The sequence below is a fragment of the Catenuloplanes indicus genome, from assembly GCF_030813715.1.
Taxonomy (GTDB): Bacteria; Actinomycetota; Actinomycetes; order Mycobacteriales; family Micromonosporaceae; genus Catenuloplanes; species Catenuloplanes indicus.
Genome location: NZ_JAUSUZ010000001.1, coordinates 4,854,575 through 4,870,625, shown reverse-complemented (window position 1 = coordinate 4,870,625; position 16,051 = coordinate 4,854,575). Strand labels below are relative to the sequence as shown.

At 72.1% G+C, this 16,051-nt stretch carries 18 protein-coding genes; 14 read left to right on the top strand and 4 right to left on the bottom strand.

The features are described from left to right. Positions 1 to 197 precede the first annotated feature (197 nt). From moaC to J2S42_RS21875, 4 genes are all read left to right on the top strand, one after another. Positions 198 to 689, top strand: coding sequence for a cyclic pyranopterin monophosphate synthase MoaC (moaC, locus tag J2S42_RS21890; RefSeq protein WP_307241941.1), 492 nt, complete (start codon positions 198 to 200; stop codon positions 687 to 689). Beyond that, entirely contained in the window at positions 686 to 1,156 is a 471-nt protein-coding gene (locus J2S42_RS21885) for a MogA/MoaB family molybdenum cofactor biosynthesis protein (RefSeq protein WP_307241939.1), read from the top strand. Before moaC ends, J2S42_RS21885 begins: the two co-directional genes overlap by 4 nt. Before the next feature lie 288 nt (positions 1,157 to 1,444). Further along, positions 1,445 to 2,680, top strand: coding sequence for a molybdopterin molybdotransferase MoeA (locus tag J2S42_RS21880; protein ID WP_307241938.1), 1,236 nt, complete (start codon positions 1,445 to 1,447; stop codon positions 2,678 to 2,680). Next, positions 2,677 to 3,084 (top strand): molybdenum cofactor biosynthesis protein MoaE, encoded by a 408-nt coding sequence (locus J2S42_RS21875; RefSeq protein ID WP_307241935.1) that lies wholly within the window; start codon positions 2,677 to 2,679, stop codon positions 3,082 to 3,084. Before J2S42_RS21880 ends, J2S42_RS21875 begins: the two co-directional genes overlap by 4 nt. Positions 3,085 to 3,255: 171 nt before the next feature. Here J2S42_RS21875 and J2S42_RS21870 read toward each other — a convergent pair whose 3' ends face one another. The 3 genes from J2S42_RS21870 to J2S42_RS21860 all read right to left on the bottom strand — a co-directional run bounded on the left by J2S42_RS21870 (position 3,256) and on the right by J2S42_RS21860 (position 6,309). Beyond that, on the bottom strand, positions 3,256 to 4,467 hold the full coding sequence (locus tag J2S42_RS21870; RefSeq protein WP_307241933.1) for an ATP-binding protein: 1,212 nt from the start codon (positions 4,465 to 4,467) through the stop codon (positions 3,256 to 3,258). 109 nt (positions 4,468 to 4,576) lie between these two features. Next, the gene (locus J2S42_RS21865; RefSeq protein WP_307241931.1) at positions 4,577 to 5,455 is read right to left on the bottom strand and encodes an LppU/SCO3897 family protein; all 879 of its coding nucleotides are present in this window, start codon (positions 5,453 to 5,455) and stop codon (positions 4,577 to 4,579) included. 68 nt (positions 5,456 to 5,523) lie between these two features. Beyond that, positions 5,524 to 6,309, bottom strand: coding sequence for an LppU/SCO3897 family protein (locus J2S42_RS21860; RefSeq protein ID WP_307241930.1), 786 nt, complete (start codon positions 6,307 to 6,309; stop codon positions 5,524 to 5,526). Between the two features lie 161 nt (positions 6,310 to 6,470). Between J2S42_RS21860 and J2S42_RS21855 the strand changes: the two genes are divergently transcribed. The 10 genes from J2S42_RS21855 to J2S42_RS21810 all read left to right on the top strand — a co-directional run bounded on the left by J2S42_RS21855 (position 6,471) and on the right by J2S42_RS21810 (position 15,400). Then, entirely contained in the window at positions 6,471 to 7,211 is a 741-nt protein-coding gene (locus tag J2S42_RS21855; protein ID WP_307241928.1) for a prepilin peptidase, read from the top strand. A 432-nt stretch (positions 7,212 to 7,643) separates the two neighbouring features. After that, entirely contained in the window at positions 7,644 to 7,871 is a 228-nt protein-coding gene (locus J2S42_RS21850) for a Flp family type IVb pilin (RefSeq protein WP_307241926.1), read from the top strand. A gap of 131 nt (positions 7,872 to 8,002) precedes the next feature. Next, positions 8,003 to 8,383 carry a TadE/TadG family type IV pilus assembly protein gene (locus tag J2S42_RS21845; RefSeq protein WP_307241924.1) on the top strand — a complete coding sequence of 127 codons (381 nt, stop codon included), beginning with the start codon at positions 8,003 to 8,005 and terminating at the stop codon, positions 8,381 to 8,383. After that, complete coding sequence (locus J2S42_RS21840) at positions 8,371 to 9,582, top strand: pilus assembly protein TadG-related protein (protein ID WP_307241922.1); 1,212 nt, start codon at positions 8,371 to 8,373, stop codon at positions 9,580 to 9,582. The genes J2S42_RS21845 and J2S42_RS21840 overlap by 13 nt, the downstream gene beginning before the upstream one ends. Positions 9,583 to 9,607: 25 nt before the next feature. Then, positions 9,608 to 10,366: a Flp pilus assembly protein CpaB gene (gene cpaB, locus J2S42_RS21835; protein ID WP_307241920.1), complete on the top strand. Its 759-nt coding sequence runs from the start codon at positions 9,608 to 9,610 to the stop codon at positions 10,364 to 10,366. Between the two features lie 7 nt (positions 10,367 to 10,373). After that, positions 10,374 to 11,552: a CpaE/TadZ family protein gene (locus J2S42_RS21830; protein ID WP_307241918.1), complete on the top strand. Its 1,179-nt coding sequence runs from the start codon at positions 10,374 to 10,376 to the stop codon at positions 11,550 to 11,552. Between the two features lie 5 nt (positions 11,553 to 11,557). Further along, positions 11,558 to 13,060: a TadA family conjugal transfer-associated ATPase gene (locus J2S42_RS21825; protein ID WP_307241916.1), complete on the top strand. Its 1,503-nt coding sequence runs from the start codon at positions 11,558 to 11,560 to the stop codon at positions 13,058 to 13,060. Beyond that, positions 13,057 to 14,043: a type II secretion system F family protein gene (locus J2S42_RS21820; protein WP_307241914.1), complete on the top strand. Its 987-nt coding sequence runs from the start codon at positions 13,057 to 13,059 to the stop codon at positions 14,041 to 14,043. Before J2S42_RS21825 ends, J2S42_RS21820 begins: the two co-directional genes overlap by 4 nt. 1 nt (position 14,044) lies before the next feature. Further along, positions 14,045 to 14,995, top strand: a complete 951-nt coding sequence (locus tag J2S42_RS21815; protein ID WP_307241912.1) for a type II secretion system F family protein — start codon at positions 14,045 to 14,047, stop codon at positions 14,993 to 14,995. Positions 14,996 to 15,175: 180 nt separating this feature from the next. Then, a complete protein-coding gene (locus J2S42_RS21810) occupies positions 15,176 to 15,400 on the top strand; it encodes a hypothetical protein (RefSeq protein ID WP_307241910.1) in 225 nt (74 codons plus the stop codon). Here J2S42_RS21810 and J2S42_RS21805 read toward each other — a convergent pair. Continuing rightward, positions 15,397 to 16,017 carry a response regulator transcription factor gene (locus tag J2S42_RS21805; protein WP_307241908.1) on the bottom strand — a complete coding sequence of 207 codons (621 nt, stop codon included), beginning with the start codon at positions 16,015 to 16,017 and terminating at the stop codon, positions 15,397 to 15,399. The genes J2S42_RS21810 and J2S42_RS21805 overlap by 4 nt on opposite strands. Positions 16,018 to 16,051: the final 34 nt, after the last annotated feature.

Below are 16,051 nucleotides of genomic sequence, written 5' to 3'. Positions count from 1 at the left end.
TTTCGCGCTCGTCTCGCCGGGAGCCATGCAGGCCGCAATTTCCCTGATCAGGGTAGGTGTCCACGACAATTGACGGCAGATCACGAACGAGTGACAGTGTCGCAAATTCGAGCCGTGTGAACGCGTCCGGGCGCGTGGAAAGGCGGTCATGGCGCACGCGTGGGCGGCGCTACCAGCCGTGCTCATAAACTGCCCGAGTGAGCGATCCCCGAAACCTGACGCATGTCGATTCCAGCGGCGCCGCCCGGATGGTCGACGTGTCCGCGAAGTCGGTAACCACTCGTACCGCCGTGGCCGCCGGAGTGCTCCGCACCACCGCCGAGGTGGTCACGCTGCTCCGCCGCGACGGCCTGCCGAAGGGCGATGCGCTCGCGACCGCGCGCATCGCCGGCATCATGGGCGCCAAGCGCACCCCCGACCTGGTGCCGCTCTGCCACCCGATCGCACTCACCGGCGTCGTGCTCGACCTGACGCCCGGCGAGTCCACCGTGGAGATCACCGCCACGGTCCGCACGAACGACCGCACCGGCGTCGAGATGGAGGCGCTCACCGCGGTCACCGTCGCCGGACTCACGCTGGTCGACATGGTCAAGGCCGTCGACCCGGCCGCGGTCATCTCCGACGTCCGCGTACTCACCAAGACCGGCGGCAAGACCGGTGACTGGAGCCGCCCGGAGGACCGCCCGTGATCACCGCCCGCGTCATCGTCGCCTCCAACCGCGCCGCCGCCGGCGTCTACGCCGACACCAGCGGCCCGATCCTCGTCGCCGGCCTGCGAGACCTCGGCTGCGACGTCGCCGACCCGATCGTCGTCCCCGACGGCCCACCGGTCGCCGACGCCCTGCGTGCCGCCGTCACCGACCGCGTCTCACTCGTGCTGACCAGCGGCGGCACCGGCATCACACCCACCGACCGCACCCCCGACGTCACCCGCGCCGTCCTGGACTACGAGATCCCCGGCATCGCCGAGGCCATCCGCGCCCACAGCCGCGACAAGGTCCCCGCCGCCGCCCTTTCCCGCGCCGTCGCCGGCGTCGCCGGCCACACCCTCATCGTCAACCTGCCCGGCTCCACCGGCGGCGCCCGCGACGGCCTCGCCGTCCTCGGCCCCCTGCTCCCGCACGCCATCGACCAACTCCACGGCGGCGACCACTGACCAAACCGAGAAAGCCTTCTTCCCGCTTCCGGCGGCGCCGGTTCCGCATGCTCCCGCGGGCACCGGTCGTCGCTGGCGCTCCTCCCCGCGGGATCCGTGGCCGCAAGCCCGCTGCGGGATGCGCGGCCGCAAGCCGCCTCGGCAGCGCCCGGCCGGTACGCGACCGTGGCCGTGAGTCCATGGCCGGCGACGGCACGTGCGGGTTGCGGTTGCCTGGGTTCGGCAGGGCGAGGCGGCCGGGATGCGGTGTGGCGGGCGATCGCTGGGGTAGCGGCTAGGCTCGGAGCCGTGAGTTCCGAGACCGCATCCGCGACGCCGATCGCGTGGGCCGACGCGCAACGGGTCGCTTTCGAGGCGGGCCGGGCCGCGCGGCCCGACGCCGAGCGGGTCGCGCTGGGCGAGGCAGACGGCCGGACGCTGGCCGAGCCGCTGGTCACCCTCACCGATCTGCCGCCGTTCCCGACGTCCAGCATCGACGGGTACGCGGTGCGCGGTGCCCCGCCGTGGCGGGTCCTCGGCCGCGTCCTCGCGGGTTCGGTCGCACCGCCGCTGCCGGACGAGGACGGCGTGGCGATGGAGGTCGCCACCGGCGCGATGGTGCCGGGCGGTACCCGGGCGATCCTGCGGACCGAGGAGTCGGCCACCACCGCGGACGGCCGGATCGAGGGCACGCCGCGCGCCGAGCCGGAGTGGCGCGTCCCCGGCGACGAGGCCGCCCGCGGTGAGGAACTCCTCCCGGCCGGCACCGCGGTCGACCCGGGTGTGATCGGCCTCGCCGCCCACTGCGGCTACGACTCGCTGCCGGTCCTGCGCCGGCCGCGCGCCGCGGTGCTGGTCTTCGGCGACGAGCTGCTGACCGGCGGCCTGCCCGGCAACGGCCTGGTCCGCGACGCCCTCGGGCCCGCACTCCCGTCCTGGCTGCGCCGGCTGGGCGCGACCGTGGACACCGGCGCGGTGCTCGGCCCGGTCAAGGACACGCTGGAGGCGCACGTCGACGCGATCCGCGCCGCCCTCGACTCGGCCGACCTGATCTGCACCACCGGCGGCACCATGCGAGGCCCGGTGGACCACCTCCATCCCGCGCTGCGGGAGCTCGGCGGCGACTACCTGATCAACACGGTCGCGGTCCGTCCCGGCTTTCCGATGCTGGTCGCCCGCGTCCCGGGCCCGGACGGCCGTGACCGTTTCCTGGCCGGCCTGCCGGGCAACCCGCAGTCCGCCATCGTGGCCCTGATGTCCCTGGTCGCCCCGCTGCTGGCCGGTCTGGCCGGCCGCGAGGCGCCGCGACTCCCCCGGGTTACGCTCGGCGCCCCGGTCCGCGGCCGCGGGACCGACACCCACCTCGCGCTCGTCCACGTCGACCGGGAGAACGTCGCCCGGCCGATGGCCCATGTCGGCTCCTCCATGCTGCGCGGCCTGGCCGGTGCGTCCGGCTTCGCCGTCATCCCGCCCGGCACGTCCGGCGAGCCCGGCAGCCAGGTCGACCTCGTCCCGCTCCCCCTCCTGAACGGCGAACGCCGATGATCACCGTCACCGACCAGCCCTTGGACGTCGCCGCTCACGAGGCCGCGGTGTCGGACGCGCGCGCCGGCGCCGTCGTCTCGTTCGCCGGCGTCGTCCGCGACCACGACCACGGCCGTTCCGTCGAACTGCTGGAGTACGAGGCCCACCCCAGCGCCGAGTCGGTCCTGCGCGAGGTCGCCGCCGAGATCCTCGCCGACCCGGACGTCTACGCCGTCGCCGTCTCGCACCGTTACGGCCCCCTCAAGATCGGCGATGCCGCTCTGGTCGCCGCCGTCAGCACCGCCCACCGCGCCGCCGCCTTCACCGCGTGCGCCCGCCTCGTCGACGAGGTCAAGGCCCGCATCCCGGTCTGGAAGCGCCAGGTCTTCACGGACGGCACCGACGAATGGGTCAACTGCGCCTGACGCGGCAACCGAGCGGCTCCGGATTCCGGGCGCGAGATGGTCGGCTAGCGGGTTTCGGCCGGTGGCCGTGGGTTGCGCCACGGCGGGACCGGCAGGGAGGCCGGCCACGGCCGACCGGTGCCCGCGGGAGCACTGGGTAGGCGACCACGCCGGAAGCGGGAAAATAGGCTTCTAAAAGGGTTGAGTCCGCAAATATCGCCCGAAGTGCGGCACCGTGAACGCCACCGTCCCCCGCTCCCCGGAGTAGATCAGGCCCTTCTTGATCAGCGCGTCCCGGGCCGGGGACAGGCTGGCCGGGCGGCGGCCGAGGGACCGGGCGACGTCCGCGGTCGGTACGGCACCGTCGAGACCGTCGTCATCAGCGGCGGAGGTGGACAGAGCGGCCATGGCGCGCATGTAGTCGCGTTCGGCCGGGGTGGCGCGTTCGAAGCGGGAGCCGAAGAAGCCGACGGCCAGCTCTGCCTCCGCCTCCGGGGCGGCGACCCGGACGTCCTCCGCCGTGATCGGCGAGCGTGGCGCGTGGTCCCAGGTGGCCTTGCCGTAGGCCTGGACGAAGTACGGATAGCCGCCGGACTTCTCGTACAGCAGATCGAGCGCCTTTTGGTCGTAGTCGACGTTCTCCCGCAGCGCGGGTGCGTTGAGTGCCCGGTCGGCCGCGCTGCGGTCGAGCCGGTCGATGCGCTGGTAGCGGAACAGGCGTTCGGAGTACGACTTGGCGGCGGAGAGGACCGTGGGAAGGTGCGGCAGGCCGGCGCCCACCACGATCAGCGGCCCGCCGAGCTGGGAGAGTTCGTGGCAGGCGGCGCAGAGCGCGGAGACGTCCGGCGTGCCGAGGTCCTGCATCTCGTCGATGAAGATCGCGATGCCGGTGCCCACGTCGGTGGCGATCGCGGCCGCGTCGGTGAACAGCTCGACCAGGTCGATCTCGATGTCGCCGGAGTCGGCGCGGCCGCGGGTGGCGGGTACGTCGATGCCGGGCTGCCAGCGTTCGCGGAGTTTGGCGCCGTCGTCGTTGGAGCGCAGCGCGAACGCCTTCAGTACGCCGAGAAAGTCGTCGATCCGGTCCGGTGCTCGGTGCCGGCCGGCCAGCTCGCGGACGGCCATGTGCAGTGCGGCGGAGACCGGGCGGCGCAGCGAGGTGTCCGGTCGCGCTTCGATCTTGCCGGTGCCCCAGAGCCGGCCGATCGCCTGTGAGCGCAGGCTGTTGAGCAGTACGGTCTTGCCGACGCCGCGCAGACCGGTGAGGACCAGGCTGCGTTCGGGGCGGCCGCGCGCGATCCGTTCCAGGACCACCTCGAACGCCTCCACCTCGCGGTCCCGGCCGGCGAGCTCGGGCGGGCGCTGACCGGCGCCGGGGGCGTACGGGTTCCGGATCGGATCCACGTCTCGCACCGTATCGGGGTCTCTAGGCCGGAAGCTAGACCCCGGTAGATGCGTCGATACACGACTAAGGCCGTCTAGCGATATCGCTAGACGGCCTTAGAGAGAGCTATCAGGAGGTACGCGGCGTCTCGGTCAGCGTCTTCAGGCAGAGCACGTAGTCGCCGACGCCACCGACCGTGGCCGACGTGTACATGTACCAGGAGTCGGCGCCCTCGATGTCCGCGCACGCCTTCTCGCCGTCGTCCGTGAACGGGATCCGGATCAGGACCTCCAGCGTGTCCTTGGCGCAGGGCACCTTGCGGATCGAGGCGTTGTCGTCCGTGCCGTCGTTCACGATGCAGTCGCCGACCTGGACGTTCTCCGCCTCTTCGTCGGTGTTGTCCTCGGTCGGCGTCGGGAACGGGTCCGCGGTCGGGAACGTCGGGACCGTGGTCGGCACGGTGGCGATCACGTCGTCGATCGCCTCGGTCGTGCGCACCGCCGCGAAGTAGACGCCGGCGCAGATCAGCAGCGCGAAGACCGCGACCGCGCCGACGATGATGCCGACGACCTTGCCGGCGCCGCTCTTCTGCGGCGGCGGGCCACCCCAGCCGCCCTGCATCTGCGGGCCGGGCGGGGGCAGCGGCGCGCCGTAACCCTGCACCGGCTGCTGCTGCATGTTCGGGTCGACGTACGGCGGCGGCGGGGCCTCACCGTAGCCGGGGGTGCCGTAACCGGGCGTGCCGTAGCCGGGCTGGCCGGAGACCGGCGTGCCGTAGCCGGGCTGGCCGGAGACGGGCGGCGGGGTGTAGCTCGGCCCGCCGGAGGTCGGGTACGGCGGGGGCGGGGGTATGTCGCCCTGCGCGCCCTGCGGCGGCGTGCCGTAGGACGGCGTGCCGTAGGACGGCTGGCCGTACGACGGCGGTGGCGGCGGGTACTGCCCCGCGGGGTTGTTCGGGTCGTACTCCGGGTGCTGGCCGGGACCGGGGGGTGGTCCGTAGCTAGACATCGGCTCTCCTAGGTTTTTCTGTCGCGCACCGAGGAAGCCTCACCAAGGTCCCCCCGCTGCTGGGGACCCTACCGCTGCTTCAGGCAAAGGACGAAGTCAAGGGAATCAAGCTGACTGTTGAAGAAGTACCAGTTTGTGTACCCCTCGACGGCCTCGCACTTCTTTTTCGCGTCGTCCTCACCGGTCGCCGGCGCGTCGAAGCGGGCGAGCACCTCGTACACGCTCTTCCCGTCACAGTCGGCGATCTTCATCACCGGCTTGTTGTCGTTCCCGATGTTCTCGACGCACTCGCCCTTCTTGACGTCGCGTGCGTCGCTGACCACGGGTGCCGAGGCCGAGGGGTTCGGCGTCGGCGTGCCGGCCGTGGACGCCGCTGGGGTGCCGGAGTCGGCCGGCTGCGGCGTCGGATCGTCGGTGGCCGTGTTGTTCGTGTCGTTGTCCGACCGGGTCAGCAGGTAGAACGCGGTGCCGCCACCGGCCAGCACGAGCAGCACCAGGACCGCGACCAGGATCAGCATGCCGCTGCCGCCCCTGCGCGCCGGCGGGCCGGGTTGCGCGAGCGGCGGTCCGGGCGGTGCCGGCGTCCAGGCGCCGGGCGCGGTCTCGGCGGCGCGCTGCGCGTAGCCGGTGCCGGTGACGTCGTAGCCGCCGGTGCCGTACCCGGGCTGCTGCTGCCCGTACCCCTGCTGGTCGTAGCCGCCCTGGCCGTAGCCGGCGCCCTGGTCGTAGCCGCCACCGTCGTTGTTGTCCCGGCCCCAGTCGCCCCAGGGGTCGGACGGCTCGGTGTACGGCTCCTCCTGGGGGTCCCGGCCGCGTCCGGGATACGGCCCGCCGGGCGGTCCGTAGTTCGACATGGCACTGCCTCCTACCGAGCTTCTGCGTCAGCTACCTGCGGGTCGGGCCGCCGGCCCGGCGACCTCAGTCACCGTAGCCGGGGCATGCCCCTCCCCCACCTCCCGGAAGTGTGCCAGTGTCGGCAACCCGTGTCGTGATCAGGCGGGCTACGATCAGCGCGGTGTCCGTCTCACTCGTCGTCATCACGGCCGCGCTCGGCGCGCTCGTCGGGATTCTGACGCCGCGAGTGGCCTGGCGGCTGTCCGTCGAGTTCGGTGAGCCACCGCGGTCGGCCTGTGCCAACTGCGGACACAAAACCGAATCATGGGTACGGGTACGCGTCGCCTGCCCGGGTTGCGGCCGCCGTCTCGGCCCGCGCCCGTGGCTGACCACGGCGGTCGGCGCGGTCTCGCTCGGCGCGCTGGGCTGGGCATTCGGTCCCGACCCGGTCCTGCCCGGCTACCTGGCGGTGGCCGCGATCGGTGTGCTGCTCGCGTTCGTCGACCTGGCCGTGCTGCGCCTGCCGGATCCGCTGGTGGGCGCCGCGGCCGTGCTCGGCGGCGGCGTCCTGCTGCTGGTCTCGCTGCTCGATTGGTCCTTCGCCCCGCTGCTGCGCGCGCTGCTCGGCGGGCTGGTCCTGTTCGCCGTCTACCTGGTGATCGCGCTGATCCCGGGCGCGAACCTGGGCTTCGGCGACGTGAAGCTCTCCGCGGTGCTCGGCCTGATGCTCGGCTGGCTGGGCTGGCCAGCCGTGGTGCTCGGCTTGATCGTGCCGCACCTGCTGAACGGGCCGGTCGCGTTGGTGCTGCTGGTCACCGGCCGGGCCGGGCGCGGCACGGATCTGCCGCTCGGTCCGGCGCTGCTGGCGGGCACGCTGGTCGCGGTCGTGATCGCGCGGCACGGGCTGCCGCTGTTCGGCTGAGATCGCAAATTTACTGGCCAGAGCCCTCGGATGATCGGCTGATGTCGATAGTCCCTGGGGTGGAAAATCGGCTCTCGGCTATCGGTTATCCGACATCGCCGGTACGAGTGGCGTCGCGTGTCGCAAAACGGAAATTCTTTCCATCCATGAATATGGATATGTCCTATTCGTTCGGTTTGATGTAAGCCGAACGGATGACCCCCTGTCGGGATCGGGTGTCATCCCATCGACATCGAGCCTCCACGGTGTCTATTCCATCGGGCCGGTCACCCGACTAGTCCTGGGTGCTGTGGCGGGCAGAGTCGTAGCTCGGCCGGTCCACGGCCGCACAGCTCATCCGAGCCGATCACCGGCTCGCTCCCGCGACGTGTACCGGCACCGCCGTGCCGGCCGCGTCACGACAGGCCCGACCCGAAGACCAAGGGGAGAAGGATGCTGAACCTCTACGCACGAGTGGCGGTGTACGTCGCCGCACTGCGTCACCGGGACCGTGGCGCGACCGCGGTCGAGTACGCGCTGATCATCGCGGGTGTCGCCGCCGTGCTGGCGGTCGTCGTGTTCGCGCTGCAGGACGTACTGCGGGACATGTTCCAGGAGACGTGTACGGACATCGCCGCCGATACCCCCGCGACGGCTCCGCCCGCTTGCACGACGCCGTAACACCTGCTCACAGCGTTGCCACGGCCCGTGCGAGGGCCGGGCCGTGGCGACGCCACCGGTCTGACGAGACGGAAAGGCAGTTCATGCGGTCCAGGGGGAGGCGACGGCGCGCTGATCGGGGCGCCGCGGCGGTGGAGACCGCGCTCGTCCTGCCGCTGCTGCTGATCGTCGTGTTCGCGATCATCGACTTCGGCCGGATGCTGAACACCCAGATCAAGGTGACCGAGGCGGCCCGCGAGGGCGCTCGCGCGCTCACGCTCGTCGACGACGCCGAGGCCGGCACGGTCGCCGGCACCGTGATGGGCCGCACGCCGTCCGCGATCCTCGGTCCGGGTTTCTGGACCGGCACCCCGGCCGGCGACTGCCGGGTGGACGGCACACGACAGGCCACGTACCAGGTGGCGTACGGCTTCGAGTTCATCACGCCACTCACCGTGTTCGCCGGCATCGGCACCGGGACCGACGGATTCATCCCGCTGACGGCCCGGGCGGTCCTGCCATGCCGCGCCTGACCGGACGGCGATCGCGCCGGAGGGACCGCGGCGCGGTCGCCGTCCTCGTCGCCATGTTGCTGGCCGGCGGCGTGGTCACCGGCCTCGGCGCGCTGACCGTCGACGTCGGCCTGATCTACGCGGAGCGGGCCCAGCTGCAGACCGCCGCGGACGCGGCCGCGATCGCGGTGGCCAAGGTGTGCGCGCTGCGCCGGCCGCAGTGCAACGGGACCGACATGAAGTTCGAGGGCCTCCGGTTCGCCCAGGCGAACGTCAAGAACGAGGCGGTCGAGGTCAGCGCGGTCTGCGGCGTCGTTCGCGTCGCCGTACCGCTGCCGATCCCGGCCTGCCCCGCCCCGCCGTCCAACCTGACCGGCTGTCTCGGCAGCGCGTCCGGGACCGGCGAGTACGTCGAGGTGTGGGTGCGGACGTCTCGCTCCGGCGGCAGCACCGCGCTGCCCCCGGTCTTCGCCGGTGCGGTCACCGGCACCGACGGTGTCACGGTCGGCGCGTGCGCCCGGGCCACCTGGCAGGAGATCAGCACGGTCGACGGCGCGCTCCCGGTCGTGATGTCGGACTGCCGGGTCCAGCAGGTGTTCGACACCCGCGGCCCGGAACTCGCGCCGGAGGACGGCCGCCACCGGGCGTCGCCGGCCGGTGAGATCCGGCTGCCGTTCCGGGAGATCGACGCCGGATCGCCCACGTTCGGCTACTGCCGGGCCACCGGCTGGCCACGCCGCAGCGACGCGACGGACGGCTTCGGCGGCGACGTGCTCGGCGGCGATCCCGCGCGGTGCGCCCGCACGACGTTCACCATCGGCACGGTCCGCACGCTCCGCGACGGCGACGGTGACGCGAACGCGTTCTGGGGCGACAGCCGCCGCGGCCGCAAGCCGGCCGGCTGCTTCGCGTTGCTCAACGAGCTGGTGACCAGCAAGGAGCCGGTCCCGGTCGCGGTGTACCGGCCCACCTCCACCGGCGCCTCCGTCGAGAGCATCCGCAGTTTCGTGATCACCGGCTGGTACCGCCGGGGCTGGCCGGACCGGAAACCCCGCGTGCCCGGGCGCGACGACCGGTGGAACGTGCGGTCGACGCTGACCGGCGCGTCCCGCTGTGCGGTCAGCCCGCGCTTCACCGACTCCTGCCTGTTCGGCTACTTCACCGACGACCCGGCCGGCGGCGGCGCGGCCGGCCCCGCCTCGATCCGTATCACCGGCTGACCATCAAGAAACGGACCCGTCCTTCATGTCTCGTCGCATCCTCGCCGTATTCCTGGCGATCGTCCTGGCCGTGCTCGGCACCGCGGCGGTGCTGTACTACGTGAACCGGGCCGACGACCGGGCGGTCGACGACGTCAGCGCCGTCGAGGTGCTGGTCGCCCAGCAGCGCATCGCGACCGGCACCACCGGCACCGTGATCCGCGACCGGCAGCTCGCGGTCGCCACCCGCATGCCCGCGTCCAGCCTGCCCGAGGGCGCGGTCGCCTCGATCACGCCGGAGCTGGAGAAACAGCTGGTCACGTCCACGCTGCTGCCCGGTCAGCTGCTGCTGCGCAGCATGTTCGCGAACGCCACGGAGACGTCCAGCGGCCTGGCCATCCCGAGCGACAAGGTGGCGGTCAGCTTCGAGGCGTCGATGGCGCAGCAGGTCGCCGGGTACGTGCGGCCGGGCGCGCAGGTGGCGCTGTTCGCGTCGTACACCGCGACCGCGAACGGCAGCAAGGCGATCGGCGGCGAGGGCGTGCGGGGCACCGCGGTGCTGCTGCCCCGGATCGAGGTGATCGCGATCGGCGAGTACGGCAGCGGCGAGACCACGATCACGCCGCAGGACGGTGCGGCGCCGGACGCGGAGCCGACCACGCTGGTCACGGTCGCGGCGTCCACCGTGGAGGCCGCGAAGATCATCACGGCCGCGAACGCGGGTGCGATCTACCTCGCGCTGCTCACCGAGGAGTCCGACGTGCAGGCCGGTGTCGGTGTCGACGACAACAACGTGTTCGGGTGAGGTCGGGATGACCATCCTGTACGAGCCGTCCCGGCAGGCCGCCCAGCACTTCGGCATGCTGGTCGGCGGCGACGTGCGCACCGCGGTCAGCCTCGACGACGTGTACGCGCTGCTCAACGAGGACCCGGACGAGCAACTGGTGCTGATGGGCCCGAACACGCCACTGCCCGAGGCGGTCAGCCTGGCCGCCCGGCAGCGCCTGGCCCGCCCGTCGCTCGGCGTGGTGCTGCTGCGCCACCAGCTCGAGGTGAGCGTACTGGCCGAGGCGATCCGCTCCGGCGTGCGCGAGGTCGCGGACGTCAACGACCCGACGAACATCCTCGCCGCCTGCGCCCGCTCGCAGGACCTGTCCCGCCGCATGCACGGCGGCCTGCACGCGAAGACGTCCGAGCGCGGTGACGCGGTGGACGGCAAGGTGATCACGGTCTACGCGGCCAAGGGCGGCTGCGGCAAGACCATGCTGGCCGCGAACCTGGCGGTGGCGCTGGCCGGTGGCGGCGACAAGCGGGTCTGCCTGATCGACCTGGACCTGACGCTCGGCGACGTGGCGCTGATGCTGCAGCTGTCGCCGGAGCGGACCATCGCGGACGCGGTGCCGGTCGCGGACCGGATCGACGAGACCGGTCTGCGCACCATGGTCACGAACTACTGCCCCGGCGTGGATGTGCTGCTCGCCCCGGTGGTCCCGACGATCGCGGAGCAGATCAGTCGGGATCTCGTCACGGAGATCCTCTACCTGACCCGCGGCATGTACGACTACGTGGTGGTGGACAGCCCGCCGGTCTTCAACGACCACGTGCTGGCCGCGCTGGACTCCTCGCACCAGTACCTGCTGGTCGCGACGCCGGCGGTGACCGCGATCAAGAACCTGCGCATCCTGCTCGACACGTTCGACGTGCTCGACTACCGCAAGGAGAACCGGCTGGTGATCCTCAACCGGGCCGACGCGCGCCTGGGCGTGACACCGGCCGACATCGAGCGCGTGCTGCGGATCCCGCTCACCACGCAGATCCCGGCCAGCCGCGACGTCTCGATCTCGATCAACCGTGGCGTGCCGATCGTGCTCGACTCGCCCGCGCACCCGGTCAGCGAGGCGATCCGCGACCTGGCCGCGCACCGGATCGGGGCCGGTGCCTCCACCCCGAAGGGCCTGAGGTCCATGCTGTCCCGCCGTGGAAAGAGGTGAGTCGCTTGACCGACCAGCAGAACCGGGGTCACGCGCGCCGGCCCGACGAGATCCCGCGCACCGGCAGCGGGTTCTCCGCGGCGGAGGTCCTGGCGCTGAACGAGGACTCGCCGTACCCGGCGACCGCGATCCCGGTGACCGCGGTGCCGAGCACGAACTTCCCGTTCAGCGGCGCTTCCGTGTCCACCTCCGGCACCGGCGCGTTCGGGCGCCGCAACGTGCGCCGGGCGTACGACCCGCTGGCCGAGGTCCGCCGCCGCGCGCACGGTGCGCTGCTGGAACAGCTCGGGCCGCAGATGTACGAGGCCGGCGCGGACGAGGAGGAACTGGAGCGCCGCGTCCGCGAGGCATTGCCCGGCCTGCTCGCCAAGGAGGACCAGCTCACCGCGGGCGACCGGGGCGTGGCGTTCCGGCAGGTGATCGACGAGATCGTCGGGCACGGCCCGATCGAGCCGCTGCTGCGCGACCCGGACATCACCGAGATCATGGTCAACTCCTGGGACCGGATCTACGTGGAGCGGTTCGGCCGCATCCAGTCGGTGGAGACCGCATTCCTGGACGAGTGGCACCTGCGCCGCGTGATCGACAAGATCGTCTCGCGGGTGGGCCGCCGGGTGGACGAGTCCAGCCCGATGGTCGACGCCCGGCTACCGGACGGCAGCCGCGTCAACGCCGTGATCCCGCCGGTCACGCTGGACGGCGCCGCGATGACGATCCGGAAGTTCGCCGCCAACCCGTACGGTGTGGAGGATCTGATCGCGTTCGGCACGCTGAACCCGTCGGTGGCCTCGCTGCTGTCCGCCTGCATCCAGGGCCGGCTCGACGTGCTGATCACCGGCGGCACCGGCACCGGAAAGACCACGCTGCTCAACGTGCTCTCCCAGATGCTGCCGCCGCACGAGCGGATCATCACCATCGAGGACGCGGCCGAGCTGCGGCTGGCCCAGGACCACGTGGTGCGGATGGAGTACCGCCCGCCGAACATCGAGGGCCGCGGCGAGGTCACCATCCGCGACCTGGTCCGCAACGCGTTGCGCATGCGCCCGGACCGGATCGTGGTCGGCGAGGTCCGCGACGGCGCCGCACTCGACATGCTCCAGGCGATGAACACCGGCCACGACGGCTCGCTCACCACGGTGCACGCGAACTCGCCGCGTGACTCGCTGTCCCGCCTGGAGACGATGGTGCTGATGGCCGGCATGGACCTGCCGGTGCGCGCGATCCGCGAGCAGATCGCGTCCGCGGTGGACGTGATCGTGCACCTCAGCCGCCTGCGGGACGGCACCCGGCGGATCACCCACGTCACCGAGGTGCTCGGCCTGGACGGCGACGTGATCCTGACGCAGGACATCTTCCTGTTCGACTTCCGGTCCGGCACCGACGCGTACGGCCGTTACCAGGGCGAACTCCGCCCGACCGGCACCCGCCCGCAGTTCTTGGACAAACTGGCCGACCAGGGCGTCGACGCCAGCCCGCGCAACGTCGGCCTACAGGACGTTCTTCAATGATCGACTCGGGTACGCCGGCCTTCCGGATCGCTATGGCGGCGCTGGTCTTCCTGGCGCTACTGGCGATCTTCCTGCTCATCTTCTCGCCGATGTTCGGCCTGGTGGAGCGCCGTCGCCGGATGGCCCAGGTGGAGGAGTTCGCGTCCGCGGTCCGCGCCGACCGCAGCACGGCACCCCGCCCCGCCTCGCCGTTCGCCCGGGTCGCGGTCTCCGCCGCCGAGCAGGTCGTCCGGACCCGGGGCTGGGAGGAGCGGATCGGCCACCAGCTCGACCGGGCCGGCCTGAAACTGCGCCCCAGCGAGTGGCTGCTGGCCCGGATCGGCGTCGCGCTCGGCCTCGCGGTCGTGCTCACGCTGCTGGCCGGCCCGCTCGGCTTCCTGCTCGGCGCGTTCCTCGGCGTGCTCGCGACCGAGCTGTTCCAGCGGCACCTGGCGAACCGCCGCGAGGAGCGGTTCGCGGCCGCGCTCCCGGACTCGATCCAGATGGTGATCGGCTCGCTGCGATCCGGCTTCTCGCTCCAGCAGGCGCTCGACGCGATGGTCCGCGAGTCCGTCGACCCGCTGGCCGGCGAGTTCAGCCGCGCGCTCGCGGAGGCCCGGCTGGGCATGGAGCTGGAGGAGGCGCTTGACCGGGTCGCCAAGCGCATGCACAACAAGGACCTGGCCTGGACCGTCATCGCGATGCGGGTGCAGCGCGAGGTCGGCGGCAACCTGGCCGAGGTGCTCAGCAACACGATCACCACGATCCGCGAGCGCGAGCTGCTGCGCGGCCACGTGCGCGCGCTCTCCGCCGAGGGCCGGCTCTCCGCCTGGGTGCTGCTCGCGTTGCCGATCGTGCTCGGTGCGTTCATGTTCCTCAGCCGCCGCGAGTACGTCGCGCCGCTCTTCACCGACCCGCGCGGCGTCCTCATGCTGATCGCCGGCGTGGTGCTGGTCGTGCTCGGCGGTTTCTGGCTCACCCGGGTCGTCAAGGTCGAGGTCTGACGTGGATGTGATCGTGCTCGGCGCCGGGCTCACCGTGATCTTCGCGGCGCTGCTCATCCTGCTTCTGACGCTGGTCCTCGGCGGCGCCGACCGCCGCGGCCTGGCCCGCGCGCTCGCCGACATCAACGCGGTCTACGCGCCCGGCGCGGCGCAGGGCCGCCGTACCGCGCTCTCCGCCGGGCCGGCCGGCCGGCCCGCGCTCGGCCGCGCGGTCACGCTGCTGGCCAGCCGGCTCACCCCGGACCCGGCCGCGGCCTGGCTGCAGCGCACGCTCGACCACGCCGGCAACCCGCCGTCCTGGCCGCCCGCCCGGATCCTCGAAGCGCAGGGCTGGGGCATCGTCGTCGGCGTACCCGTGGGTGCTCTGACGGGTCTCGGCCTCGTCGTGGCGCAGGGCATCTCGCCGATCAGCACGCTGATCCTGTGTGTGCTGGCCGGGGGCCTGATCGGCTGGTGGAGCCCGTACCTGATGGTGCTCAACGCCGCCCAGCGCCGCCAGGAGCAGCTGCTGGACACGCTGCCGGACACGCTCGACATGCTCACGCTCTGCGTCGAGGCCGGTCTCGGCTTCGACGCCGCGCTGATGCAGGTCGCGGCCGGGATCGACGGCCCGCTCGGCGGCGAACTGGCCCGTGCGCTCCAGGAGATGCAGATGGGCAAACGACGCGCGGAGGCGCTGCGCTCGCTCGCCGCCCGCACCACGATCCCGGAACTGCGCAACGCCATGATGTCCATCGTCCAGGCCACCGAGCTGGGCATCCCGGTCGCCTCGGTGCTGCGCGAGCAGTCCCGCGAGATGCGGGTCAAGCGCCGTCAGCGCGCCGAGGAACGCGCCCGCAAGGTCCCGATCAAAATCCTCTTCCCGCTGGTCTTCTGCCTGTTCCCGGCGCTCTTCGTGGTGATCCTGGGCCCCGGCGTACTGCGCATGATCGACACCTTCAGCGGCCAGTAGCAGATCAGGACCAAATTCTTGATCTTCCCGCTCCCGGCGGGGACGCCTTCCGCATGCTCCCGCGGGCACCGGTCGCTGGCGCTCCTCCCTGCACGTTTCGCCGCTGGTCACCACGAACCCCCGGTGGTGTATGTCTTTCGTGAGATGTGGCGTCCGGATGCGCGATCGACAATTGATCCCATGGAAACGTCCTACATTCTCGGAGCGGTCCTGATCGTCGTGCTGGCGGCCCTGTTCGCCTGGCGTCGCCGCGTCCAGCAGAAGGGGGAACGGACCGACGTCGTGCTGAACCGCCGCCGGGGCCTCTCGGCCGGCACCACGGCCGTGATTCTCGGCTCCACCATGACCGGCAACTCCGGTGACTCCGGCGGCAGTGGCGGCGACGGCGGTGGCGGGGGTTCCTAGGCGGTCAGCAGGCCGCGGTCGGTCGCGGTGGCCACGGCCTGATCGCGGCCGGTCACGCCGAGCTTGTCGTAGATCCGGGCCAGGTACGTCTTCACGGTCGACTCGCTCAGGCCGAGCGTGGCCGCGATCTGCGGCACGGTCAGCCCGTCGCGCAGCAGGTTGAGCACCTCGCGCTCGCGCGGGCTGACCACGGTGGCCGAGTGCCGGCGCCGGGTCAGCGCACCGGCCAGGTCCGGCGCGGTGAACGAGCCGGGCGCGGCCGCCGCGTGCCGGACCGCGGCGAGTATCGCGCCCAGCTCCTCGGTGCGCGGCAGGAACGCGGAGATCCCGGCCTCCAGCGCGCGCAGCAGCAGGTCGTCGTCTCGTGCGGCCAGCAGCACTATGCCCAGCGCCGGGTGGCTGCGCCGCACCTCGGCGCCCCAGGTCAGACCGTTGCCGTCGGCCAGGTCCAGGTCGAGCAGCACCACGTCCGGCTGCTGCGCGGCGAGTAGCGCCAGCGCCTGCGCACCGGACGCCGCGGCGCCGACCAATCGCAGGTCCGGCTCGGCCTCGAACGCCGCCGCGATCCCCACCCGGGTCAGCGTGGCGCCGGACGCGGATACAACGGTGACGGTCATGGGCGGAGTCTGGTCGTTCCGCGCCGGAATGGCG